The organism is Aeromonas sp. FDAARGOS 1405 (assembly GCF_019048265.1).
Classification (GTDB): domain Bacteria; phylum Pseudomonadota; class Gammaproteobacteria; order Enterobacterales; family Aeromonadaceae; genus Aeromonas; species Aeromonas veronii_A.
Window position 1 is genome coordinate 164,313 of record NZ_CP077311.1, and the last position, 24,283, is coordinate 188,595.

24 protein-coding genes are annotated in these 24,283 nt (G+C 59.4%); 7 read left to right on the plus strand and 17 right to left on the minus strand.

Features of this window, described 5'->3' with window-relative positions; genetic code table 11:
- Positions 1–61: 61 nt before the first annotated feature.
- The 4 genes from I6L35_RS00730 to I6L35_RS00745 are packed head-to-tail and all read right to left on the minus strand — an operon-like array spanning position 62 to position 5,237.
- Positions 62–757: a response regulator gene (locus I6L35_RS00730; RefSeq protein WP_075115718.1), complete on the minus strand. Its 696-nt coding sequence runs from the start codon at positions 755–757 to the stop codon at positions 62–64.
- Between the two features lie 3 nt (positions 758–760).
- A complete protein-coding gene (locus I6L35_RS00735; RefSeq protein WP_204481211.1) occupies positions 761–2,329 on the minus strand; it encodes a sensor histidine kinase in 1,569 nt (522 codons plus the stop codon).
- A gap of 17 nt (positions 2,330–2,346) precedes the next feature.
- Positions 2,347–3,897, minus strand: a complete 1,551-nt coding sequence (locus I6L35_RS00740; protein ID WP_216979286.1) for an NAD-dependent malic enzyme — start codon at positions 3,895–3,897, stop codon at positions 2,347–2,349.
- 23 nt (positions 3,898–3,920) lie between these two features.
- Entirely contained in the window at positions 3,921–5,237 is a 1,317-nt protein-coding gene (locus tag I6L35_RS00745; RefSeq protein ID WP_194496511.1) for a 2-hydroxycarboxylate transporter family protein, read from the minus strand.
- Positions 5,238–6,224: 987 nt separating this feature from the next.
- Between I6L35_RS00745 and I6L35_RS00750 the strand changes: the two genes are divergently transcribed.
- The 5 genes from I6L35_RS00750 (at position 6,225) to I6L35_RS00770 (ending at position 10,307) form a co-directional block, all read left to right on the plus strand.
- Positions 6,225–6,737 carry a MarR family transcriptional regulator gene (locus I6L35_RS00750; RefSeq protein ID WP_216979287.1) on the plus strand — a complete coding sequence of 171 codons (513 nt, stop codon included), beginning with the start codon at positions 6,225–6,227 and terminating at the stop codon, positions 6,735–6,737.
- Position 6,738: 1 nt separating this feature from the next.
- Positions 6,739–7,794 carry an HlyD family secretion protein gene (locus tag I6L35_RS00755; protein WP_216979288.1) on the plus strand — a complete coding sequence of 352 codons (1,056 nt, stop codon included), beginning with the start codon at positions 6,739–6,741 and terminating at the stop codon, positions 7,792–7,794.
- On the plus strand, positions 7,784–8,881 hold the full coding sequence (locus I6L35_RS00760) for a DUF2955 domain-containing protein (RefSeq protein ID WP_216979289.1): 1,098 nt from the start codon (positions 7,784–7,786) through the stop codon (positions 8,879–8,881). The genes I6L35_RS00755 and I6L35_RS00760 overlap by 11 nt, the downstream gene beginning before the upstream one ends.
- 158 nt (positions 8,882–9,039) lie before the next feature.
- The gene (locus I6L35_RS00765) at positions 9,040–9,804 is read left to right on the plus strand and encodes an ABC transporter substrate-binding protein (RefSeq protein ID WP_216979290.1); all 765 of its coding nucleotides are present in this window, start codon (positions 9,040–9,042) and stop codon (positions 9,802–9,804) included.
- A gap of 146 nt (positions 9,805–9,950) precedes the next feature.
- Positions 9,951–10,307 (plus strand): MliC family protein, encoded by a 357-nt coding sequence (locus tag I6L35_RS00770; protein ID WP_201972991.1) that lies wholly within the window; start codon positions 9,951–9,953, stop codon positions 10,305–10,307.
- Positions 10,308–10,363: 56 nt separating this feature from the next.
- Here the strand turns inward: I6L35_RS00770 and I6L35_RS00775 are convergent, their stop codons facing one another.
- The 4 genes from I6L35_RS00775 to nrdD form a co-directional block, all read right to left on the minus strand.
- Entirely contained in the window at positions 10,364–10,756 is a 393-nt protein-coding gene (locus I6L35_RS00775; RefSeq protein WP_005358848.1) for a TonB family protein, read from the minus strand.
- 169 nt (positions 10,757–10,925) lie between these two features.
- A complete protein-coding gene (locus I6L35_RS00780) occupies positions 10,926–11,096 on the minus strand; it encodes a YqaE/Pmp3 family membrane protein (RefSeq protein WP_005338440.1) in 171 nt (56 codons plus the stop codon).
- A 64-nt stretch (positions 11,097–11,160) separates the two neighbouring features.
- Positions 11,161–11,670 carry an anaerobic ribonucleoside-triphosphate reductase-activating protein gene (nrdG, locus tag I6L35_RS00785; protein WP_216979291.1) on the minus strand — a complete coding sequence of 170 codons (510 nt, stop codon included), beginning with the start codon at positions 11,668–11,670 and terminating at the stop codon, positions 11,161–11,163.
- Positions 11,671–11,770: 100 nt separating this feature from the next.
- The gene (gene nrdD, locus I6L35_RS00790; RefSeq protein WP_005343867.1) at positions 11,771–13,888 is read right to left on the minus strand and encodes an anaerobic ribonucleoside-triphosphate reductase; all 2,118 of its coding nucleotides are present in this window, start codon (positions 13,886–13,888) and stop codon (positions 11,771–11,773) included.
- 445 nt (positions 13,889–14,333) lie between these two features.
- On the opposite strand from nrdD, the gene I6L35_RS00795 reads away from it, so the two are divergent.
- Positions 14,334–15,308 carry an ABC transporter substrate-binding protein gene (locus I6L35_RS00795; RefSeq protein ID WP_216951845.1) on the plus strand — a complete coding sequence of 325 codons (975 nt, stop codon included), beginning with the start codon at positions 14,334–14,336 and terminating at the stop codon, positions 15,306–15,308.
- 73 nt (positions 15,309–15,381) lie between these two features.
- On the opposite strand, the gene I6L35_RS00800 is transcribed toward I6L35_RS00795, so the two are convergent.
- From I6L35_RS00800 to I6L35_RS00810, 3 genes are all read right to left on the minus strand, one after another.
- Positions 15,382–15,933 carry a hemerythrin domain-containing protein gene (locus I6L35_RS00800; protein ID WP_216951846.1) on the minus strand — a complete coding sequence of 184 codons (552 nt, stop codon included), beginning with the start codon at positions 15,931–15,933 and terminating at the stop codon, positions 15,382–15,384.
- Positions 15,934–16,005: 72 nt separating this feature from the next.
- Complete coding sequence (ung, locus tag I6L35_RS00805; RefSeq protein WP_216979292.1) at positions 16,006–16,683, minus strand: uracil-DNA glycosylase; 678 nt, start codon at positions 16,681–16,683, stop codon at positions 16,006–16,008.
- Between the two features lie 69 nt (positions 16,684–16,752).
- On the minus strand, positions 16,753–17,430 hold the full coding sequence (locus I6L35_RS00810) for an ABC transporter substrate-binding protein (protein WP_236344800.1): 678 nt from the start codon (positions 17,428–17,430) through the stop codon (positions 16,753–16,755).
- Positions 17,431–17,859: 429 nt separating this feature from the next.
- Between I6L35_RS00810 and grcA the strand changes: the two genes are divergently transcribed.
- Positions 17,860–18,240, plus strand: a complete 381-nt coding sequence (gene grcA, locus I6L35_RS00815; protein ID WP_005343856.1) for an autonomous glycyl radical cofactor GrcA — start codon at positions 17,860–17,862, stop codon at positions 18,238–18,240.
- Between the two features lie 147 nt (positions 18,241–18,387).
- Here the strand turns inward: grcA and kdsA are convergent, their stop codons facing one another.
- From kdsA to hemA, 6 genes are all read right to left on the minus strand, one after another.
- On the minus strand, positions 18,388–19,242 hold the full coding sequence (gene kdsA / locus I6L35_RS00820; protein WP_005334937.1) for a 3-deoxy-8-phosphooctulonate synthase: 855 nt from the start codon (positions 19,240–19,242) through the stop codon (positions 18,388–18,390).
- A gap of 354 nt (positions 19,243–19,596) precedes the next feature.
- Positions 19,597–20,397: a SirB1 family protein gene (locus tag I6L35_RS00825; protein ID WP_216979294.1), complete on the minus strand. Its 801-nt coding sequence runs from the start codon at positions 20,395–20,397 to the stop codon at positions 19,597–19,599.
- 12 nt (positions 20,398–20,409) lie between these two features.
- Complete coding sequence (locus tag I6L35_RS00830) at positions 20,410–20,739, minus strand: SirB2 family protein (protein ID WP_254204562.1); 330 nt, start codon at positions 20,737–20,739, stop codon at positions 20,410–20,412.
- A gap of 117 nt (positions 20,740–20,856) precedes the next feature.
- On the minus strand, positions 20,857–21,708 hold the full coding sequence (prmC, locus tag I6L35_RS00835) for a peptide chain release factor N(5)-glutamine methyltransferase (RefSeq protein WP_216979296.1): 852 nt from the start codon (positions 21,706–21,708) through the stop codon (positions 20,857–20,859).
- Between the two features lie 61 nt (positions 21,709–21,769).
- On the minus strand, positions 21,770–22,858 hold the full coding sequence (prfA, locus tag I6L35_RS00840; protein WP_216979297.1) for a peptide chain release factor 1: 1,089 nt from the start codon (positions 22,856–22,858) through the stop codon (positions 21,770–21,772).
- 55 nt (positions 22,859–22,913) lie between these two features.
- Complete coding sequence (gene hemA, locus I6L35_RS00845; protein ID WP_216979298.1) at positions 22,914–24,170, minus strand: glutamyl-tRNA reductase; 1,257 nt, start codon at positions 24,168–24,170, stop codon at positions 22,914–22,916.
- Positions 24,171–24,283 lie beyond the last annotated feature (113 nt).

Genomic DNA, 24,283 nt, shown 5'->3' on the forward strand with positions numbered 1-24,283 from the left:
GGAAACAACAAGGGAGCCCATGGCTCCCTTGTTGTTTCTGCAATGCACGCCAGTGCGCATCTCAACCGGCCCGGCGCCAGCGGTAGCGCCGCTCCGGCCGCCCCCGCTGACCATAGTTGAGATCCACATCCACCCGGTCTTCCGACTCCAGATATTCCAGATAGCGGCGCGCCGTGGTGCGGCTGAGGGAGAGTCGCAGCGCCACCGTGTCGGTGGAGAAGACGCTCTCCGGCTCACCCGCCAGCAGATCCAGCACCTGACGCAGGGTGATGCTGTCGATCCCCTTGGGGGTGACGCGCATCTCTTTGATCTGGGAGCGCCCCCCCTTGCCCAGCAACTTATCGAGATCTTCCTGCTCCAGCCGACCCCGCTCGCAGAGGCGGCTGTGCAGTTGCAGGATCTCGTCCAGACTCTGCTGGATGCGAAACAGCCGCAATGGTTTGATGACGTAGTCATGAACCCCCAGATTGAGGGCCTGCTGTATGGTCTCCACATCCCGCGAGGCGGTCACCATGATGACATAGGCTTCGCGGTTGTGGCTGCGCAGGCGGCTCACCCACTCAAGGCCGGAGCCATCGGGCAGGGAGACATCCACCAGCAGCAGTTGGGGCACCACACCGGCCATCATGGCATCGGCCTGGGCCAGGGTGCCGGCCCGCCCCAGCAGGGAGAAACCGGGTGTCGCCGCCACCAGTTCTGACAAGATGGCACCGATCCGATCGTCATCTTCAATAACAAGCGTGATTATTGGGTCCATGGCTCACATTAATTGGTTTTTATTCAAATAGATACCAAACAGGGTGGTCTGCTCGGCGGTTCGCCGCCATTCTATCACACCCTCGTGCCGACCCACTGTCTCCTTGACCAGGAACAGACCCACCCCGTGATCGCCGCTCTGGCGACTCACCCCGTAATCGAACAGATGATCGGCCAGCTCCTCGTCGACCCCCTCACCGCTATCCTCCACTTCGATCACCAGTCGCCGCCCCACATCGCACAGGGAGAGCAGCACCCGCGGCGGCCGCTGCTGGCGGTTGCGCCAGGCCGCCTGCAGGCCGTTGTCCAGCAGGTTGCCAATGAGGGTAATGAGATCGGCCGAGACCGAGGCCGGATACTCCGCCAGCGCCGAATCGGGATCGAGTTCCAGGGTCACCCCCAGCTCGCGAGCCCGGCTGAACTTGCCGAGAATCAGCCCCGCCACCGGCTTGTTGTCGATCAGCCGCAGCAGCTCCTGCAGCATGGTCTGGCACGCTTCGTTCTCCTGCTGGATCAGCTCCACCGCCTGATCCACATGGCCCAGCTGCAACAGGCCGGAGAGGCTGCTCAGCTTGTTGGCAAACTCGTGGCTCTGCATCCGCAACATCTCGGCATACTGGCGCAGGTGGGTCACCTGCACCCCCAGACTGGCGGCCACCTCCGGACGGCTGAAGATCAGCAGCCGCCCCGGCGCCTTGCCCTGCACCGCCTGCCAGCGGCCAACGAAGGACTCCCCCTGAATGGTGAAGCTCACTTCCCCACCCTCCTGCTCCAGACAGGGGGCAAGGGGCGGCACCAGCTCCGCCAGCGACTGTCCCTGCAGGGCGTGGCGCCCGGTAACCGGCAGCCGCAGCTGATAGCTGGCGGTGCTGTTGATCATGTTGATGTTGCCGCGACCATCAAGGGCGATGACCCCTTCGGTGATGTGCTCAAGCACCAGATCCTGCAGGGTGAAACGGCGCACGATTGCCTCCGGCTCCAGATCGAGCAGAGTCTTGCGCAGCAGGTATTGCACCCAGAGTGCCAGCAGCAGGCCGCACCCCAGCACCGCAACGATGGCGCTGATGAGCAGGGCTACCCGCTCCATATAGATGCCCTCCACCTGCTGCATCAGATAGCCCACCACCACGGCCCCCATGACGCGCCCGTCACCGCCCACCACCGGGGAGAAGCAGCGGATCGCCGGCCCCATGGTGCCCCGATCCTTGGAGCAGTAGCTGCGCCGCTCCTGCAGCGCGGGCCAGATATCCTCGCCGCGAAACTTCTGCCCCACCAGCTCGGGGTTGGGGTGGCTGAGGCGGCGACCATGCTCGTCGGTTACCACCATATAGGTGGCGTCGGTGCGGTTGCAGACCGCCTCCACATAGTCGCGCAGGGTAGGGTCACGGCCCTGACGCAGGGCCTCGACCACCCGGGTGTCCGCCGCCATCACCCGTGCCAGATCGCTCCCCTTATCCTGCAGATTGCTCTCCAGCAGATGGCGGATAAAGAGGGCCAGCAGACTGCCCAGAATGAGGATCAGCAGCAGGGAGAGCCCGAGAGAAAGGGTGACCAACTGGTGGCGAAGTTTCATGCACATACCTTAAAACGTCAGGACGCAGCCCAATAGTGCGGATGCCACCAGGTCTGGTCAATCAAAGGAGCCGGATCGCCGACAAAATCGGCCAATCCTTCCTCGCGGGCGCAGAGCGCCACCGCTCTGGCGACGGCGCGGGCCACCTCTCCCACCTGTTCGATGGGGGGTAGCAGCCGACCCGCCACCAGCGGATAGGCGCCGACTGCCCGCACCGCAGCCAGCAACATGCCATCGCTGATGCGGCGCGCCTTGACCGCGCAGGCCCCGAGACCAATCCCCGGGAAGACATAGACGTTGTTGCACTGGGAGACTACCCGCCGCTCGCCGGCCACCGTTACCGGCGCAAAGGGGCTGCCGGTGGCCAGCAGGGCGCGGCCATCTGTGGCGGCCCACACCTGCTCGGGGGTCGCCTCGGCACTGCGGGTCGGGTTGGAGAGTGGCAGGATCACCGGCTGATCGCACACCTCCCCCATCGCCTGCAACACCTCGCGGGTAAAGAGGCCACCCTGCCCGCTCACGCCAATCAAGACCGCCGGACGCACCTGGCGGATGGTCTCCAGCAGCGAACTGTTCCCCTCCTCAACGGCGCGGGCAAACGGCTGTTGGGCGCGAGTCAGGTTGGGACGATCGGCGCAGACCACCCCGTCCTGATCAAACAGCCAGACGCCATCGTGGCTCCCCGCAAGCTGGGCCAACATGGCGGCGATGCCGCAACCGGCAGAACCGGCACCGACGATCAGCACAGGGGCATCATTAAGGGCGTTACCCGCCTGCTGCAGACCGGCCAGCACGCAGGCAGAAGCCACTGCCGCCGTGCCCTGAATATCGTCGTTGAACATGCAGAGCTCGTCCCGATAACGGGTCAGCAGATTGGCGGCGTGCTTGCCGGCAAAGTCTTCAAACTGCAGCACCACCTGCGGCCAGCGCTTGCGAATGGCGGCCACCACCTTGTCCATGAAGTGGTAGTAGCTCTCACCGTCGATGCGCGGGGATTGCCAGCCGAGGTAGGAGTCATCCTCCAGCAGCTCGGGGTTGTTGGTGCCCACATCGACACAGAGCGGCAGGGTGCGGGCCGGATTGATGCCGCCAGCAGCGGAGTAGAGCGCCAGCTTGCCGATACAGATCCCCATACCGCCGATACCGAGATCGCCGAGCCCCAGCACCCGCTCGCCATCGGAGATGACGATCACGTCCACCTCCTGCTCCACCGACTCGAGAATATCGTCGAGATCGTCCCTGTCATGCCAGGAGAGATAGAGACCGTGGCTGCGCAGATAGAGGTCACTGTGACGCTGACACGCCTCCCCCACCACCGGGGTGTAGATGATCGGCAGCAGCTCCGGCAGGTGGTGGCGCACCAGATCGTAAAACAGCACCGGGTTGTCCTCCTGCAGCTGACGCAGCAGCAGATGCTGGTCAAACGGACTCTGCATGGCGCTGACCAATCGGTAGATCCGGCGCCGCTGCTGGGAGAGGGACTCCTCCTTGTGGGGCATACGCCCCCGCACCCCCTGACGCTTGCGTTCTGCATAGGGCAGGCTGGTGCCCATCATGATGTCGTTCATTTTGTTTGTTCCTCAATCCGGTATCAGGCGAACAGGGAGATTAGAGCAGTAGCCAGGATCAGCATCACGGCGCCGCCAAGACGGGAGGAGATCTGGGCAAAGGGCATCAGCTTCATCCGCTGGGCCGCCGAGAGCACGGCTACGTCGCCGGTGCCGCCCATGTTGGCCATACATAGCCCGCCGGTGATGGCCGCCTCGATGGGATAGAAACCGATCATCCGGCCCACCAGCGCCGCGCCAAGGGCGCCACCGATCACGGTGACCATGACCAGCACGAAGTAGCTGATGGAGAAGGCGCTGATCAGCTCGGGAATACTGGTGTAGGCGACGCCGATCCCCACCAGCAGGGAGGGGGTGAGGTTGCTCACCACAAACTGATACCAGTCGGCTGCCGCCTGCTCATAACGACGCGGCAGCAGGCCGCTCACCTTGATAAAGGCGACCGCCAAAATCATCAGGGCGAAGGGGTGCATGGGGATAAAGTTGCCAAGCAGGGAGCCCAGCACAAACATGCTGGAGCTGATGAAAAGGCCCATGCCCAGACTCTGCAGGGTCGGCGCTTCGGCCTGCTCATCAGCAATGCTCTGGCTACTTTCCTTGACCATCAGCTTGCCGTTGCCAGTCAGAGAGGGGTAGCGGCGACCGAGCCGTGCCAGCAGGGAGCCCACCAGAATGGCCAGGGTATTGGCGATCACCACCGCCGGTACCATGCGCGACAAGAGGTCCGCACTGGACATCTGCATCGGGCCGGAGAGGATCTCCACCAACGGCACCGCACCGGCGCCCATGCCACCCCCCATGATGGGCAGGCCGATCAGCAGCACCGCATTCTTGAAGCCATACCCCATCAGGGAGCCGACCAGACCAACGCTCAGCAGTGCCAACGCCACGCCGCCAAGAATGACCGGCAGATAGCGCATGGCGGCATTTTTCAGCAAAGCGCCGCTCATGCCAAACACGGAGCCAGTCACCAGACTGGCGATAAAGAAGTTGAGAAAGCCCCCCTCCTTCATGAAGTTGGTGATGACCTGCCCTGCCTGCACCGGCAGCAGCTGATATTCGAACAGGGCGGCGCCGCCAAAGATGGCGAGGATGGTGCCACCCCCTAGGTATTCGCGGATCGGCATGATCCGCTCCCCCAGCTCGGTCAGCAGGGTGCCCAGTACAAACATCAGTGCCAGCGCACCGACCATGCCCAGCGGCAACGAGCCGTTCCAGCCGGAAAAGAGAACACAGGTCGCCAACCCGAGAAATATAAAGAGCGGCATACCGGCAATTTGTTGGCCGCCCATAAAGGCGGCCTTTTCTTGTGTGGTTTGTAGGGGTGAGAGGTTTTTCATTGTTATGTACTCTGCGTGTGATTGTGGCCGCTACTTTATTGTTCCCCCTCTCCCCTGTCGGTTAGCCAGACTGCAAAGCCATATAAAAACATTAAAAACTTAAACATCATGGTGCCGCCAACGTGCGCTGCACAATAGAACACCAGACATACAATACCCGACCAAGTCAGGAAATAGGGCGATCAAACGAGCGAGCCCAATGGCGGATATTTGGGTGATCAGCAGTAATAACGATGCGATGATCTCCCCCCCTTAGGGGAAATAACAGAGCCAGAGGACCAGCTCTGCAACCATTTATCGCCACAGCTCCTGTGAGTGATAATCAGCGGGCAATATCATCGCCATAACGCGAGTGCCACGGCGTGCCACATCAGGGTTTGAGTCGGCGTGCAGGAAGCACGCACGATGAAAAAGGGTGAGGAGAAAGATGCAAAAAGGGGAGATTGAAATAGTGATGAGCCAAGCCAGCGAATACCAGAGCACTGGCTTGAACTCACAAGGATCACACACGGTCAGGTCTATTCTGCCAACAGCAATGGAATATTGGCGGGGTCAAAATCATGACTGATATCGGTACTTCTGATTGCGCCTTCCCGATTCACGCCATGGTGTGACTCTGCACCATATTCCCCATCACTCAACAGCGCTTCAATTGCCAGATACACACATCCACTGTCATATCCATCCACAACCCGTTTCCCCCTTGTTTTATAACCCCATCAATATTAGCGGATAAAAAAAGAGCTGCTCACTGAAGCTGAAAATTTCATGAAAATAATCGCCGGATATCCTCCATTCACGGCGCAATATCCGAATCGGCAAGAGGGCCTCGAGTGGATCAGCCCCGAGAATAATATCAGGATCTCGAATGGTACCGTCTCGCACCAGCGAAAGATCCGACCAGAAACATGATACGCATCACACTATTTACTTAGCCTGCTAAACAAGTATGATACTTAGCAGGCTAAGTACATTGAGGATGAGAAGATGACGGATCTGGAAAGGTTGCGCGAGCTGTCGCTCGCCGAGCAGATAGCGCGGATGCACCGGCTATGGCGCACTGCCGCCGATCTGGAGCTGGCCCCCCTTGGCCTCACCCATCCCCGCTGGACCGCGCTGTGGAAGCTCTCCCGCATGGGGAGCCATGTCAGCCAGAAGACCCTGGCCGAAGCCCTCGAAATAGAACTGCCCTCCCTGATGCGCACCCTGGGCCAGCTGGAAGAGCAGGGACTGATTGAGCGCCACTGCTGCAGTCAGGACAAGCGGGCCCGCATCGTCTGCGTGACCCCAGCCGGCCAGACCCTGCTCGATCAGATCGCCGACCGCATCATGAATATTCGCCGGGAGCTGCTGGGGGGAATCGACGAGCAGACCCTACAGCTGTTTGAAGCCACGGTGCAGCGGATCTCGGCCAACGCCCTCAGCAAGATTGAACAGCACCACGACCGACAGGCAGGAGGCGATACAAGCCCTCCCGATGCCAGCACAGAGAGAGAATAAGATGACCCCGGATCAACAATTTACCCGCTGGATCAAATGGTCCATGGCTGGCTTTACCACCCTGTTTGCCTATTTTCTGATAGCTGACCTGCTGATGCCCCTCACCCCTCAGGCAATGGCGACCCGGGTGGTCACCAAGCTGGCCCCCCAGGTGAGCGGCAAGGTGATCGAGGTCGCCGTTCACAACAACCAGCAGGTCAAGAAAGGAGATCTGCTGTTCAGGCTGGATCCGGCCCCTTTTGAACTGGCAGTGGAGCAGGCCCGCCTTGCGCTGGCGCAGGCAGAGCAGCAGAACAGTGAACTGGATGCCGCCCTGACCGCCGCCGTTGCCGAGATCAACGCCAAGGAGACCCTGGCCAGCCAGAAGTGGCGCGAGGCTGAGCGGATCGATGCGCTTTACCAACGTCACATGGTTTCGCTGCAACAAAAAGATGAGGCTGACAGCGCCCTGCGCAGCGCCCAGGCCAACCTGCGCGCCAGTCAGGCCAAACTGGCCCAGATCAAGGCCAGTCGTGGCGTAACCGGTGAGGATAATCTGTTGCTGCGCCAGGCCCGCAACCAGCTGGCGCAAGCGCAGCTGGCCCTCTCTTACAGCCAGGTCCACGCGGATCAGGATGGCACCATCACCAACCTGCAGCTCAAGCCGGGCAGTATCGCCAGCGCGGGCAGCCCGCTGCTGGCGCTGGTGTCGGAACAGGTGGACGTCATTGCCGATTTTCGGGAGAAAAGCCTGCGCCATGTCGGCGCGCAAACCCGCGCACTGGTCGCCTTCGATGGCGAGCCGGGTCAGCTCTATCCTGCCCGGGTGAGCAGTCTGGATGCCGGGGTGAGTGCCGGTCAGTTTGATGCCAATGGTCGACTGGCCGCACCGGTGGAGTCAGATCGCTGGGTGCGGGATGCCCAGCGGATGCGGCTGCACCTCGAGCTGGACCAGCTCCCCGACCATCTGCCAGCCGGGGCGCGGGCCACGGTGCAACTGCTGCCGGACAATGCCCTGACCGCCATGCTGGCACGGGGCCAGATCCACCTGCTCAGCCTGCTCCATTATGTCTACTAACCACGCCACTCACCCGTCGGCCAATACTGCCCCAGCCCACCTCGTCGGTGGTGCTGCCACTCACCTCTGGTATCGGCCCCTCACTGGCAACGAGCTGCGCCAGTGCCTGCGCATCGCTTTTGGCTGCACCACGGGCTTTCTGCTCTGCAAACTGTTTGGCTGGAATTACGGGGTCTTCTATACGGTCACGCCGGTGCTGCTGCTGGGGATGGTGCCTGTAATGAATGGCCATGCCGCACGCCAGCTGATCGCGGCGGCGATGGTCTGTGGGGTGGAGGTCGGGCTGCTGGGGGGGCTGTTTGGCAGCCATCCGGCACTGATGACTCCCATCGCCTTTCTGCTGTTTCTCTACCGTTTCGCCGCCATGTCGCGGGGCAGCCTGTTTCTGTTCGGGGCCAACGGGGTGCTGAGCCTCAGCATCATGCTGCACTTTGCCAGCTATCCGCAGACCGACCTCAACGACCTGATCCTCAACAATATCTGGGCGAGCCTGCTGTCGGTGCTGATCGCCTACCTGATGACCATGCTGATCCCGGATGTGGAGGCCAGACCCAAGCCCGCCTCGGCCCCCAAGGCACCGCACCGGATGCGCCATGAAGCCCTGCTGGGTGCCACTGTGGCCACCCTGTCGTTTCTGGTATTTCAGGTGTTTGACCTGCGCGACTCCATGTCTGCCCAGGCCACAACCCTGCTGGTGCTGTTCCCCATGCACTGGAACGGTGCGCTGAGTTATGCCCGTAAACGGGCGATGGGTACCTTGCTGGGGGTCACCTTCGGCCTGCTCGGCCAACTGCTGCTCTATGACTGGTCAGGGCAACTGCTGCTGGTCGCTCCACTGCTGTGGCTCGGCGCCATGCTGTTCAGCCATGCCCACGTCAAGGAGGCAGGCGGCTCCGGGGTCGGCTTTGGCGCCCTCACCACCCTCGGCATCCTGTTTGGCCAGTACCTCACCCCGAGCAACGATCTGGTGTTCAGCGCCCTCTACCGGGTGAGCAGCATCCTGTTTGCCATCGTGGTCACCCTGCTGGCCTGCTACCTCGTCCACCGGTTGCTCAACCGCTTCGAGGCGACCCGCTTCGGTTATTGATCTCCTGTTGTAAACACTGTTGTCAGCCCATGGATGAGCTCTCTTTCGCCCCGTCGCCTGCCGGGGCGTTTTTTTGCACCCTTGTCATCCTCCCGTCACCACAAGTCAGCACAGAAGTATGGCTATGCTTGTAAGGCTGCTGTCGATGAGGTGCACCTATGGTTTCGTTGTTTAAAAAATGGCTGGTGTGTCTGGTGCTGCTGGCCACCAGCCCGCTCGGGGCGGCTCCGCTTGTCATTGGCGCCGAAGATGACTGGGCTCCCTACTGCGAGCGCGGCAAGGACAATGAGGATGGCCAGCCCCGCGGACTGGCGCCTGAGTTGGTCAAGGCGGTGTTCGCCGCCGAAGGGATCGAGATTGTCTTTCGCACCCTCCCCTTCGCCCGCTGCATGCACGATGCAAAAAGCGGCAAACTTGCGGGGTGCTTCAACGCTACCATCACCGAAGAGAACCGCTACCAGTACCATTGGCACGATACCCCCATGTTCGAGGAGGATCTCGCCATCTTCGCTCTTGCCAGCGACCCGCAACGGGATCTCAAGCTTACCTCGCTGGAGGGCAAGCGGGTGGGCATCACCCTCGGCTACACCTACCCCACCGATTTTATGGAGAACCCCAGGATCACCCGCTTTCAGGCCAAATCCGATGCCCAGATCCTCGAGATGCTGGTACGTGGCCGGGTCGACTACATCCTGATGAACGGTATGCCGGGCTACCTCAAGATCCAGCAGAAGCAGCTGACCGGCAAGGTGGTCAAGGTTGGCAAGATCTCCACCGATGGCTTCTGGCTCGCTTTCTCCCGCAACACACCGCAAGGGGAAGCGCTGGCCAAGCAGTTCGAGCAGGGATTGCAGAAGATCAAGAACAACGGCACCTATGAGACGCTGATCCGCCAGTTTGAAACCAGACTTGGCCTGCACTGATTGACACTACCTTGCTGATAGCGGCATCCCCCTCATACTCGCGCGGTATGCCGGACAGCCAGCGACGCACCGAATGGCCCCGCTGATTGCACAATAACGGCAACCTGTTAGGCTCACGCCCGTATGACACCAATGGAGCTGTAATCATGAATAAAGCACATATGATGGCCGCTGGTGCGCTGGCCCTCGGCCTGCTCGCTGGCTGCAATCAGGGCAATACCCTCTCAGTCACTGGTGGCGAACCGGTCAGTTACCAGTGCGAGCAGGGCAAGAAGGTGCAGGTGCGCTACTTCTCCCTCTCAGACGAGAGCCTCAACTTTATCAAGCTATCACTGCCGAACGGCAAGGATTACACCCTGCCCCAGGCCATTTCGGCCTCCGGCGCCCGCTATACGGACGAACATGAGGCCGTCTGGTGGAACAAGGGGGATGAGGGCTTTGTCGAGCTTCGGGATCAGGATGGCGAGTGGCAGACCGCCTACAACGACTGCAAACAGCAATAAACGTGACCCCGGCCTGGCCGGGGTCTCTCTTTCTCTGGCATCAGAGTGGTGGGGGATCAGTTGATCTCGATCTCGAAGCGGTTGGTCACCTCGACCGGAATGGCATCCGGGTTGCCCTCTGCCGGGCTGTAACGGATCCGCGAAAGGGTCGCCAGCGCGCTCTGCTCCAGCTCGCCGGGGGGCTCGGCCGCCACCACTTCCGGCTTGACCGGCGTGCCGCTGGCGTCGATTTGATAGCGTACTTCCACATACCCCTTGACCGGTTTGGCTGGCAGGGCTGGCTCGTCGTTGCCAAGCCATGACCACTGCTTCTCCTGAACCCAGTAGCTGGACAACTGCTCGAGAGGGATAGCGATCGGAGCGCGCTCGTGCGCCACCTCCTGACGGGATGAGCACCCCAGCAGCAGTGTCACTGCCAGACCTGACCATACTGCGACTTTCCACTTCATGTAACGCTCCTTGTTCTTTGCCGGTGCTTGTTGCCGGACTGCGGGACGCTCAATGCGCCCCTTGGTCAGTGACCCATCCTAACGAAAAAGTATTCGTATGAACATGAACAAAAGGGCCAACCCCGAGAGGTTGGCCCTTTTATCATCAATAAACTCATTAACCAGCCAATCAGCCGCGCTTGTCGCTCACCACCAGCCAGAGCGCATGCACCATGCCCGGCAGACCGCCCATCAGGGTCAGCACAATGTTGATTAAAAAGTGCAGGCTAAAGCCCACCTGGATAAACGCGCACACCGGGGGCAGGAAAATGGCCAACAGGATCTTGAGCAGATTGTTCATCTCGGCTCTCCTTTTCAAAAATGTAGTCAGGATTGGAATGGGCTAACCATAAACATCCCGGACTTCAACTGCAAACCAGACAGGGAATTCGCTCACCCGCATCACGCCAGGCGTTGAGGTCGTGGATCTGCTGATTGCTGCTGCCACGCCAGAGCAGGCCGGGGTCTGCCAACGCCTTTTCAAACTTGCCATCCACCAGCACATCCAGCAAGGCCACCAGCTCGCGCTGGGCCTCTGACAGCTCGCCGAGCCGGTAGCCGGTCCAGCACCAGATATCCTTGCCCGGACACTCGGCGCGCACCCGTTTCACCAGCGCCAGCACGTGGGGCACGTTGGCCGGGTGGAGCGGATCGCCGCCGGAGAGCGACAGACCACGCCGTTTGATGCGGCTGTCGTTGAGATCCGCAATGATGCGATCGCTCATCGCCTCATCGAACGGCTTGCCGCCATCGAGCCGCCAGGTGCTCTGGTTGTAGCAACCCGGGCACTGATGCTCGCAACCGGAGACAAACAGGGTGGCACGGGTGCCGGGGCCGTTAATCACATCAACCGGGTAGTATTGGTGGTAGTGCATCGTTTGTTTCCTGCCTCGTTCACGGGACAGCGGCATGGTTGCCGCCCTCCAATGAAAATGGCCCCTTGAGTCAGGGGCCAGCTCTTCATCGCCTGTGCGCTTACATATGTTTGACGCGGCGCTTCACCTCTTCCTGCTTGCCCGCATTGAAGGGGCGCGCATCCGGGCTGCCGAGGTAGCCGCAGACACGGCGGGTCACCGACACCTTGGCCGGGTCGTGGTTGCCGCAGCGCGGGCAGGTGAAGCCCTTGGAGGTGCACTCGAACTCGCCGGTGAAGCCGCAGTCGTAGCACTCGTCGATGGGGGTGTTGGTACCGTAGTAAGGCACCTTGTCATAGCTGTAATCCCAGACGTTTTCGAGCGCTTCCAGATTGTGCTGGATATTGGGGTACTCGCCGTAGCAGATGAAGCCGCCGCTGGCGATGGGCGGATAGGGCGCCTCGAAGTCCAGCTTGTCGTACGGGTTGACCTGCTTTTCCACATCGAGGTGGAAGCTGTTGGTGTAGTAACCCTTGTCGGTCACGCCGGATACCACGCCAAACTCCTTGGCGTCGATACGGCAGAAACGAGTGCAGAGGTTCTCGCTCGGGGTGGAGTAGAGGCTGAAGCCGTAGCCAGTCTCCTCTTTCCACTCATCGATGGCCGCCCTGAGACGGGCAATGATGGCGATGGCCTTCTGTTGCAGCTCGGCGCTGTCAAACAGGTGCACCTTGTCACCAAACAGGGCGTTGATGGTCTCGTGAACGCCGATATACCCGAGGGAAATGGAGGCGCGACCGTTCTTGAAGATCTCGCTGACGTTGTCGTCCGCCTTCAGCCGCACGCCGCAGGCACCTTCCATATAGAGGATCGGAGCAACCCGCGCCTTGACGCCATCCAGACGGGTGATGCGGTACATCAGCGCCTTCTTGGCGACCCGCAGGGAAGCATCCAGACGATCCCAGAACTCCGCTTCATCACGGGATTTCAGGGCAATGCGCGGCAGGTTGAGGCTCACCACCCCCAGGTTGTTGCGACCTTCGTGGACGAGCTCGCCATTCTCCTCGTAGGCACCGAGGAAGGAGCGGCAACCCATGGGAGTCTTGAAGGAGCCAGTCACCTTCACCACCTGGTCGTAGTTGAGAATATCCGGGTACATCCGCTTGGAGGCACACTCCAGCGCCAGCTGCTTGATGTCGTAGTTGGGATCGCCCTGCTTGTGGTTGAGGCCATCCTTGATGGCGAACACCAGTTTCGGGAACACCGCGGTCTTCTTGTTCTTGCCAAGGCCGGCGATACGATTGCTGAGGATGGCGCGCTGGATCATCCGCGACTCCCAGCTGTCCCCCAGGCCAAAGCCGAAGGTGACGAACGGCGTCTGACCGTTGGCAGTGTGCAGGGTGTTGACTTCGTACTCCAGCGACTGGAAGGCGTCGTAACACTCTTTCTCGGTGCGGGCCATGGCATAGGCTTCCACATCGGCAATGCCCCACTCTTCGGCCACTTCACGGTGTTTCTGCCAGCTGATGGTCACATAGGGGGCCAGCACTTCGTCGATGCGGTTGATGGTGGTGCCGCCATAGATGTGGCTCGCCACCTGAGCGATGATCTGGGCGGTCACGGCCGTGGCGGTGCTGATGGATTTCGGGGTATCGATCTCCGCATTGCCCATCTTGAAGCCGTGGGTCAGCATCCCTTTCAGATCGATCAACATGCAGTTGAACATCGGGAAGAAGGGCGAATAGTCGAGATCGTGGAAGTGCAGATCACCGCTCTCATGGGCCTGAACCACATCACGGGGCAGCATGTGGCTGGTGGCATAGTGCTTGGCGACGATACCTGCCAGCAGGTCGCGCTGGGTCGGGATCACCTTGGAGTCTTTATTGGCATTCTCGTTGAGCAGGGCAGCGTTGGTCTGCTCGACCAGACCACGGATCTCCTGTGCCAGACGGCCGCGGGCCTCGCGAGCCTGATCCCGATCGTGACGGTATTCGATGTAGGCACGGGCGATGGCCTTGTCATCGGAGGCCATCAAGTGGTTTTCAACCAGACGCTGGATCTCGTGAATATCAACTTCACCACGCCCATCCAGCTCCTGACTCACTGCGCTTGAGATACGCTGTGCCAGTGCCGGATTGGCCTGATTGACCGCCTCCGCCGCACGGCTGACCGCATCGCTAATCAGCTGGGCATTGAATGGTGCGCGACATCCGTCACGTTTGATCACAACCGGTTTCATGGATTTTCCCCGTTAAAAGGCCAGGCATTTGCCTCTGGCTCACCCTTGTTGGGCCCCCCTCCCGGCATCTCGTCCTGGACGCAAATAAATTCAGCCGAGGCTTGACAAGCCTGGGCTGAAGATAGGAGGGGAACAGCTTATACACAGCTTAATAACACAACATATAGGGATTAAAAACGAATGCGTCCCTATATGTGGTGTCTATTAGGCACCAAAGCGCAGCCTCATTTCTTGATCCAGAACAGGTTTTTCAGCGAGCGGGACAGTTCACGACCAACCAAAAAAAGACTCAATAAAACCCGATCCCAAGCAGAGTGCGGGCTGGCGTCCGATCCGCTCAACCGAAAAAAAATCGCGCCCTGCCATACCGGTTTCGAGATGACAGTAACGGCAAACACTGCCCATACTGAGCATGCATACACTATCACTCGACAGGGGCCTTCCCATGCGCACCTCCCTGCTGTTGCTACTGCTCTCCACCCTCTCCCTGCCGCTCTGGGCCGCAAACATTCTGGTGATCAGCAGCTACCATCCCGAATACCTTTGGGACCAGAGCTACAACGAAGGTTTGCGCAAAGGGTTGCAGGGGGAGCACAAGATCTCTCACTTCTATATGGACACCAAACGCCATCCACGGGAGGCGTTCGACGACATCGCTCAACGGGCTATCGCTTTTTATCTCAAGAGCAAACCGGATCTGGTGGTGCTGGGGGATGACAATGCCATCAACTATCTGGCCAACGAGATCGCCTCGCTGGGTACTCCCGTTGTTTTTCTCGGCATGAACGAAAACCCCCGCCTCAAGGGCTTTGTCGGCCACCCCAAGATCACCGGGGTGCTGGAACGCCCCCTGCTCAAGCGCAACATCAGCGAAATAAGCCAGATGATGGGAGGGCTTGACAAGGCGCTGGTACTGTTTGATTCCAGCAATGTGGCCCTCACCGCTATCGAGGATGAATTCAAGACCCAGACCGAATTGCGAGTCGGCCAGACCCGGGTCAACAGCCAGCTGATGGGGGATTACAGCCTCTGGCAGGAGGCGGTGCTCAACGCCAAGAAGAATGGCTATCAGGCAATCTTCCTCGGCCTCTACCACACGCTGGTCGACGATAATGGCAAGCATGTGAGCGAACAGACGGTGCTGGAGTGGACCAGCGCCAACACACCGGTTCCTCTCTTCTGTTTCTGGGAGTTTGCCGTCGGCAAGGGGATGGCCATCGGCGGGCTGGTACTGGACGGCCACGATCAGGGGTTGCAGGCAGCGTCCCTTATCAACACCATACTGGCGGGCACCCTGCCCCGTACTATCTCCCCGCGAGCGGCCCTGCGCGGCGAATATGTCTTCAGCAAGAGCGAGCTGGCCCGCTGGCAGCTCACTGTGCCCGACAAATGGCACAACAAGATCATGTGGCGTGAGTAACAATAAGTAACCCGGCACATTGGCCGGGTAACACCTGCACAGTCAGATGACTGATGACCGAAAGCCGCGTGAGTCAGCTGGCAGCAAAAGGCAGGGAGAGGCGCTTGGCAAGCGCCTGGAAGTGCTGGCTGATCTCGGCACCAAACAGAGGATCACCGATAGCTCGGTTCTGCCAGTTTTGCTCCAGATGACGCCAGTCATCCTCGGTCAGGGAGTCACGCAGATGGGGGAAGATCACCCCCTCTTCGTAGTTCATGTGTGCCTCTTGCAGCTCCACGAAGCGCTCCAGCTTGGCGGTGAACTGATCGAGCGGGATCACCGCATCCATCAGGATCATCTCCACCATCTCCTTGAGCTCGGTCCCTGCCTCCAGCAACTTGAGATGCTCTTCATGCAAGCGGTTCGCGACATCCCCCTCCACCACCCGGTATTTCAGGTAGTAGTCATAGACAAGATCTTCCTTGGGGTGGTGATACTTGTCAGAGACCTCCCGCAGATAATCGATGACATCGCGCACCAGAAAATAGCTGATGGGTTGCTCGGCACGAATGGCGGCCAGCTTCTGCTTCAGCAGATCCAGCAGTCGGGCGATATTGAGGTGATCCTTGTGCAGACTCGATAACATGGGCACTCCTTGGCGCTGAAATAAAATGTTACTTTCCTGAGTATACGGTCATTTGTCGCCCGAACTTTGCACTCAATCAAGTGGTTGGCAGACAGATTGCCATTCGATCGGGCTTTTACCCTGCAATTCCAGCAGGCGGTTGGTCTCGGAAAAGTGGCCGCAACCGATAAAACCACGGTGGGCAGAAAGGGGGCTGGGATGGGGTGCCGTCAACACGTGGTGGCGTTGCCGGTCGATAAAACGCCCTTTCTTCTGGGCATGGGAGCCCCACAACAGAAATACCACCCCCTGACAACTGGCATTGATCTGCTCAATGACCCGATCGGTGAAGGTTTCCCACCCAAGATGGGCATGAGAGTGTGCTTGACCGGCCTGCACCGTCAGCACTGTGTTGAGCAACAGAACCCCCTGCCTGGCCCAGGACTCCAGAAAACCGTGACTGGGTGTGACGAAACCTGGCAGGTCGCGCTGCATCTCTTTATAGATGTTGACCAGTGATGGGGGCGTACGCACCCCGGGCAGGACAGAGAAGCAGAGGCCATGTGCCTGATTGGGGCCGTGATAGGGATCCTGTCCCAGGATCACCACCTTGACCTGATCCAGTTCGGTCAATTTGAAGGCGTTGAATACATCGGCAGCAGGAGGATAAATCACCTTGCCTGCTTCCCGCTCGCTCCTGACGGTCGCCAGCGTACTCTTGAAATAGTCCTGCTCTTTCTCAGAGCCAATCACATCACTCCAGGTCAGCACCCCGGCCTCCTCACTTGATACGGCGAAGGGCTCAGGATAGGGGGGCAGCCCGCAAGACGCAACCGTAGCTCACACTTTCCAGAGCTTGGCGAGCCGGCCGGAGCGCTCCAGTTTGTGCAGGCCTGCGTTAAACAGCAACATCAAGCGGCGCGCATCGGGATCGGCCTTGCGCATCAGCAAGTATCCCGGTTGCGACCAGATGGGGTCGGCGGCGCCGGTCAGTGACAGCGATTGGGGATGACGAGAGAGTGCCTGCTGAAACAGAACCTGGGCCACCTGCTCATCCATAACCAGATAACGAATACGTCCGGTAAGTAGTTTCTCCATGCTCTCCTCATCGGAGTCGGACCACTCAAGCGCCAGCTCGGATTGCCTTGCAGCAAACCCTTCACCATAAAAATAGCCACGGGTAACCCCGACAGGCTCGTTTTTCAGCTCACCCATACTGACCAATGGCGAGCCGTTCAGCGCAAGCAGACGGGTCGTAAATTTGCCCAGCGATGCAGAGAGATAGAAGTACTGTTCGCGTTCGCGAGAGCGAAACCAGGGCATGGTAATCATATAACGCCCTTCAAGAGTCAGGCTGTATGCCTCAGCCCAGGGGTAGAAATGAAAGCTGACATCGACCCCCTGCTCGGCAAAAGCTTCGCGCACCACCTGACAGAGGAACCCCTGGTTGGGCAGCGACTCACTGATATAGGGCGGCCATTCGCCCACCGCAATGCGTACCGTTTCGGCCCGGACCACAGTCGTGATTGCCCAACAACAGAACAGGGCCAACCATCCCCACTTTCGCCACCTGATATTCACCCGACACTCTCCTTGCTTTCTGCTGAGTGTAGTCAACACCTCAATCCACCGCAGAAAAGCTGAAAAAGATGTAGTTAAATTACTAGATTAAAAAGATAAAAGATGCATAATCTGGATATCTTACAAAATCAGAAAAATGACCTATTTTTGATTCAACTCAATAATTTAATCCCATTTAAATGGCGGTTTATCGATTTTTATTGATCTGGATCAATTTTGGTATTATTACCAACATGGTATATATGACCCCATCAAAGCAAAGGTGTAAGGCAAGGGCCCTTTAAGTCACCGCAATTAACGGTAGCTTAAATACATCAGGGTAATTTCCTTACAGTTGGATTCGCGTTCCCATTGAGGAGTCATACCATGATCAAAGGCATTCAAATCACCCAGGCTGCCAACACCGCCCTGCTGAACTCTTTCTGGCTGCTGGACGAAGAGAAGCAACAGGCTCGCTGCATCTGTGTCAAAGGCGATGCCTTTGCTGCCGATCAGGAGGTAGCACTCTCTGACCTGGGCCAGTTCGAATACCGCGAGCTGCCTGTTCAGGCCGAACCGGCTGTTGAAGGTGGTCAGCACCTGAACGTCAACGTGCTGCGTCGCGAAACTCTGGAAGATGCTATCGAGAATCCGGAGAAGTACCCGCAGCTGACCATCCGCGTATCTGGCTACGCAGTGCGTTTCAACGCCCTGACCCCGGAACAGCAGCGTGACGTGGTTACCCGTACTTTCACCCAGAGCCTGTAATCAGCGTCCTGCAGTGAACCGCTGATATAGCGAGTATCAGCACAAAAAAAACGGCCGGTAGGCCGTTTTTTTATACGAGCTTTTCACTGGGTAAGCACAAAAAACAAGGCCTCGCATTGCGAGGCCTTGTAATAAGTGCTTGCCCCATCAGGCAGAGGTATCGAGGGGCTCAAAACCCTTGATCAGGTCATCAATGGCCTTCATCTGTTTGAGGAAGCCTTCCAGCTTCTCCAGCGGCAGAGCACTCGGACCATCACAACGGGCAATTTTCGGATCCGGGTGTGATTCGATAAAGAGACCGGCTAGACCGACTGCCATACCGGCGCGGGCCAGCTCGGTCACCTGCTCGCGACGGCCACCGGAGGCGGCACCCAGCGGGTCGCGGCACTGCAGGGAATGGGTCACGTCGAAGATCACCGGATAGCCGCCGGTACTCTTCTTCATCACGCCCAGACCCAACATGTCCACCACCAGGTTGTCGTAGCCAAAGTTGGCGCCACGCTCGCAGAGGATCAGCTGATCATTGCCGCACTCCTCGAACTTGTCGGTGATGTTCTTCATCTGGCTTGGGCTCAGGAACTGCGGCTTCTTGATGTTGATGACGTTGCCGGTGCGGGCCATCGCCTCCACCAGATCGGTCTGGCGTGCCAGGAAAGCGGGCAGCTGGATAACGTCCACCACCTCGGCAACCGGTTTGGCCTGATGGGGTTCGTGCAGATCGGAAATAACCGGCATGCCGAAGGTCGCTTTCAGCTCCTGAAAAATCTTCATCCCCTCTTCCAGACCCGGACCACGGTAGGAGTGGATGGAGGAGCGGTTGGCCTTATCCCAGCTCGCCTTGAAGACAAACGGGATGCCCAGCTTGCTGGTCACTTCCACATACTTCTCGCATACCGCCATCGCCATATCGCGGGATTCCAGCACGTTCATGCCGCCAAACAGCACGAACGGTTTGTCATTGGCAACATCGATCTGGTTGATCTTGATATTCTTCTGTTCCATCTAAGACTTCCTTAGTGAAGGGGCCTGAAGCCAAGTTAATCCGTTGCGACCGGACGCAGCGGCCTTGATATTCTTCTGTTTCGACTCCAAGACATCCTTAATGAAAGGGCCTGAAGCCAAGTTAGTCCGTTGCAGCCGGGCGCAGCGGCCTTGATATTCTTCTGTTTCGACTCCAAGACATCCTTAATGAAAGGGCCTGAAGCCAAGTTAGTCCGTTGCAGCCGGGCGCAGCGGCCTTGATATTCTTCTGTTTCAACTCCAAGAGCCCCTTAATGAAAGGGCCTGAAGCCAAGTTAGTCCATTGCGACCGGACACAGCAGCCTTGGTATTCTTCTGTGTCAGTTTCAAGCGTCCTTAATGAAGAGGCTTGGGGCTAAGATCCAGCGCAGCCAGTTGCACTTTCAGCACATCGGCTACCGGATCGTCCGGGCATTGCTCAATAAAGTATTCGAAATCGTCGGCAGCCTGGCGCGGGCAATCGAGCTGCTCGTAGATAAAGCCGCGATCCCGCGTCTCCAGGGGATCGCCGGGCTTCATCCGTAGAAGTAACTCGCTGCAGCGCAGAGCCTCGGGCATGCGATCTTCCCGCAGCAAGGCCCCCTTGCTGACGTTGAGCAGCCGTTCGATGATCTCCCACTGGCCAGAGGGCTGCAGGTAGTCCGGGGTCAGGGTGGCCAGATCGCCGAGCGCACCGCGCAGCAGCAGTTCAATACGGGCTAGGCTCAACTCGTCGCCGGTAAAGGGGTCGACATAGACCTCCCCTTCGCCACCAGCAAAGCTCACCAGGAAGTGACCCGGGAAACAGATCCCCTCCACATCGAGACCAATCTTGCGTCCCAACTGGATGATCAGGATACCGAGGCTGACGGGTATTCCCTTACGCTGCAGCAGCACCTGATTGATGTCGCAGTTGTCAGCCGAGAAATAATCCTGCCAGTCGCCGTAAAACCCGAGGCTCTGATAGAAACCGCGCAGCAGTTGCTGGCGCACCTCGTCGCAGGTCCCCTCTTCGATCTGCTCATCCAGCCACTCATCCAGCAGCTGCAGCTCGCGGATCCCCTGCTCGGCCGAGCCATAGATTTCATCGCTGACCGCCAGGGCCAGCTCGGTCAGCTCATGGGCTTCAAAATCGGTCCATTCGTCTATACGTAACATGCTTTTCATGCCTTAACCGAACAAACTCGCCTGTTTGAGCACTGCCAACTTGGCAATAAAGTAGATCCAGCCGAGCGCCCCCAGAAAGGAACACCAGCGCACCAGATTGCTTTTGGCCAACCGCAGCGCCATCGCCGCCAGAAAGACCAATACCAGGATCCCCGTCAACTTCTCGCTGAGCCAGAGAATGCCGTTATTGAGCGGGTTGAGACCCAGCACCACGCAGAGCAGTATGCCGGAGAGCACCACCAGTCCGTTGAGCAGACCGCTGGTTTTCAGCACGGGTGCGCTGAATGCCCGAGCGGAGCCGGCCTGAACCCAGTAAAAACGCAGCATAAACATCAGCACTGCCCCGCCAATCAGGGTGAGATGCAGATGTTTGAGCAAAAGATAGCTGTTCAATGTCAATCCTCGATGCAGAAGCCTCACCCCTGCCCGTCAAACTGGTAGTAAAGGGAGTCAGCAGGTCGGGCACATGCCCAGAGTGACCCGCTCGTTCTCCCCGTAATCACGCACCGTGGTTACGCTGCGATAGCCCAGATCCAGCAACAGCTGGCGCACCACCATCCCCTGATCCCAGCCATGTTCCAGCAGCAGCCACCCTTCGCAGTGCAGATGGGCCGGGGCATGGGTCGCAATATGGCGGATATCCGCCAGCCCCGATTCGTCCGCAACCAGCGCCGAGCGAGGTTCAAAGCGCACGTCACCCTGCTCGAGATGGGGATCGGCGCCGTCGATATAGGGGGGATTGGAGACAATCACCGCAAAACGTGGCGTCTTGTCGCGATCCGGCTCACCAAAGGGTTCGAACCAGCTGCCATCGCGCACCTCGATGGGTAACCCCAGCGCGGTGCTGTTCTCGCGGGCCAGCGCCGCGGCATCTGCCATCCGATCCACCGCCCACACATCAACTTCGGGCCGCTCGGACTTGAGCGCCAGCGCGATGGCACCTGTGCCGGTACCCAGATCCAGCACGGCGCAGGGCCCTTGCGGGATCTTCGCCAGCGCCTGTTCCACCAGCACCTCGGTATCGGGGCGCGGGATCAGGGTCGCTGGGCTCACTTTCAACGGCAACGACCAGAACTCCCGCTCGCCAACGAGATGAGCGATAGGCTCGCCGTTGAGACGACGGGCCAGCCACCCCTGCAGGATGGCCTGCTGGTCGGCATCCAGCTCACGCTCGGGCCAGGTCATCAGATAGCTGCGACGACAATCGAGCAGATGGCAGAGCAGTGCATCGGCATCGGCGCGGGGGGATTCCCCGCCCGCCAACACAGTCATGATATGGGCGCGGGCCTGCTGGATCTGCATCAACGCGGCCCTACCTTAATCGCGCTCTTCTGAATGCGAGCTTGCCGGTACTGCACTTGCATCAATTGCTCTCGGCCAAGGAGGCAAGCTGGTCGGCCTGATACTCCTGCACCAGCGGCGTGATGACGCAGTCCAAGTCCCCTTCCAAAATTTCGGAGAGACGGTACAGGGTGAGATTGATGCGGTGCTCGGAGAGACGGCCCTGCGGATAGTTGTAGGTCCGGATGCGCTCGGAGCGATCGCCGGAGCCCACCAGATTGCGGCGAGTGCTCTGCTCGGCGGCGCGGTGGCGCTCATCCTCGGCCGCTTGCAAGCGGGCGGAGAGAACTGACATCGCCTTGGCGCGGTTCTTGTGCTGGGAGCGCTCGTCCTGACATTCCACCACCAACCCGGTCGGCAGGTGGGTGATGCGGATGGCCGAGTCGGTCTTGTTGACATGCTGACCACCGGCACCGGAGGCGCGGAAGGTATCGATCTTCAAGTCGGCCGGATTGATCTCGATCTGCTCGGCTTCCGGTACTTCCGGCAACACGGCGACGGTACAGGCGGAGGTGTGCACTCGCCCCTGGGATTCGGTCTCCGGCACCCGCTGCACCCGGTGGCCACCGGATTCAAACTTGAGACGGCCGTAGACGCGCTCGCCATCGATCTTGGCGATCACCTCCTTATAACCACCATACTCCCCGTCATTGCAGCTGACGATGGAGACGCGCCAGCCCTGACGCTCGGCAAACCGTGAATACATGCGGAACAGGTCGCCTGCAAAGATGGCCGCTTCGTCACCGCCGGCACCGGCCCGGATTTCCAGATAGCAGTTGTTGTCATCCTTGGGATCCTTGGGCAGCAGCATCACCTGCAGCTCCTGCTCCAACACCTCCAGATTGGCCTTGGCGAGCGGCAGCTCCTCCTGCGCCATCTCCCGCAGGTCGGCATCATCCTCTTCCAGCATCATCTGGGTCGTTTCCAGATCATCCTGCGCCTGACGAAAACGCTGGAAGGCGTGAACGATATCTTCCAGCTGGGCATATTCGCGGGTCAGGGCGCGATAGCGCTCCTGATCCGAGACCACGTCCGGCTCGCCGAGCATGGCCTGAACTTCTTCGTGGCGCTCGATGAGGCCTTCCAGCTTTCTGATCAGTGACGGATTCATAACTCTTGCTATCTCGAATGGAGGAGAGGGCCACCAGCATGGCAGCCCCGAACAATTACTCTTGTGACAATCCCAGTACCTGTCGCAACCGGGACAGCGTACTCTCGTCGCCCCGGGAGGCCGCCTGGCGCAGGGCCTGGGTCGGTGCATGGATCAACTTGTTGGTGAGGCGGTGGGCCATCGCCTTGAGCGCCTGCTCGGCACTCTCACCCTGAGCCAGCGCCTGCAAGGCGCGCTGTAGCTCTTCATCCGCCACCTGTTGGGAGTGATGGCGATAATCGCGAATAAGGTCAACCGACCGCTGGCCGCGATACCACCCCATAAACTCGTCTCGTTCCTCCTGCACGATCAGCTCGGCCTGTGCCGCAGCTCGTTTGCGGGTCTCCAGATTCTGCTCGATGATCCCCTGCAAATCGTCCACCGTGTAGAGATAGGCGTCGGAGAGCTCGTCCACTTCAGCCTCTATGTCACGCGGTACGGCGATATCCACCAGAAACATCGGCTTGAAACGACGAGCCTTGAGCGCCCGCTCCACCATCCCCTTGCCGATGATGGGCAAAGGACTGGCCGTCGAGCTGATGACGATATCTGCCTCGTGCAGATAGTCGGGGATCTCTTCGAGCGTCATCACCTGGGCGCCAAATTCGGCCGCCAGGGTCTGGGCGCGCTGCAGGGTGCGGTTGGCCACCATCATCCGGGTGACATTCTGCTCGCGCAAATGGCGAGCCACCAGTTCGATGGTCTCTCCAGCCCCGACCAGTAACACCCTGGTCTGGGAGAGATCGGCAAAAATACGGCGACCAAGGCTGACAGCGGCAAACGCCACCGACACGGCACTCGCGCCAATCTCGGTATCGGTACGCACCCGTTTGGCCACCGAAAAAGATTTCTGGAACAGCCGCTCCAGCGCCCCCTTCACCGATTCCGCCTGCTGGGCATGTGCGTAGGATTGCTTGATCTGCCCCAGGATCTGCGGCTCCCCCAGCACCAGCGAATCGAGCCCGCATGCCACCCGCATCAGGTGGCGTACCGCCTCTTCGTCATGGTGTTGATAGATGGCACTAACCAGCTCGGCAGCATCCAGCCCGTGGAATTGCTGCAGCCAGCGCAACACCTCGCCCTGCTGCTCGCCATCCAGATTGCAGTAAAGCTCGGTACGGTTGCAGGTGGAGACGATCACCGCCTCGTTGATGCCGGGCTGGTTCACCAGCTCACGCAAGGCGCGATCGATGCAGTCCGGGCCAAAAGCGACCCGCTCCCGCAAGGCGACACTGGCGGTGTTGTGGTTGATTCCGAGGGCAAGCAAACTCATGAGTGGGCGACGATCATTTCTTACGCTGGGTGCAAAGGCTGCCAATTGTACGAGAAAGGGTAAGTCTTTAAAAGCAATACGGCCGCCCCTTATACTGTGGCAAATTTCTCTCT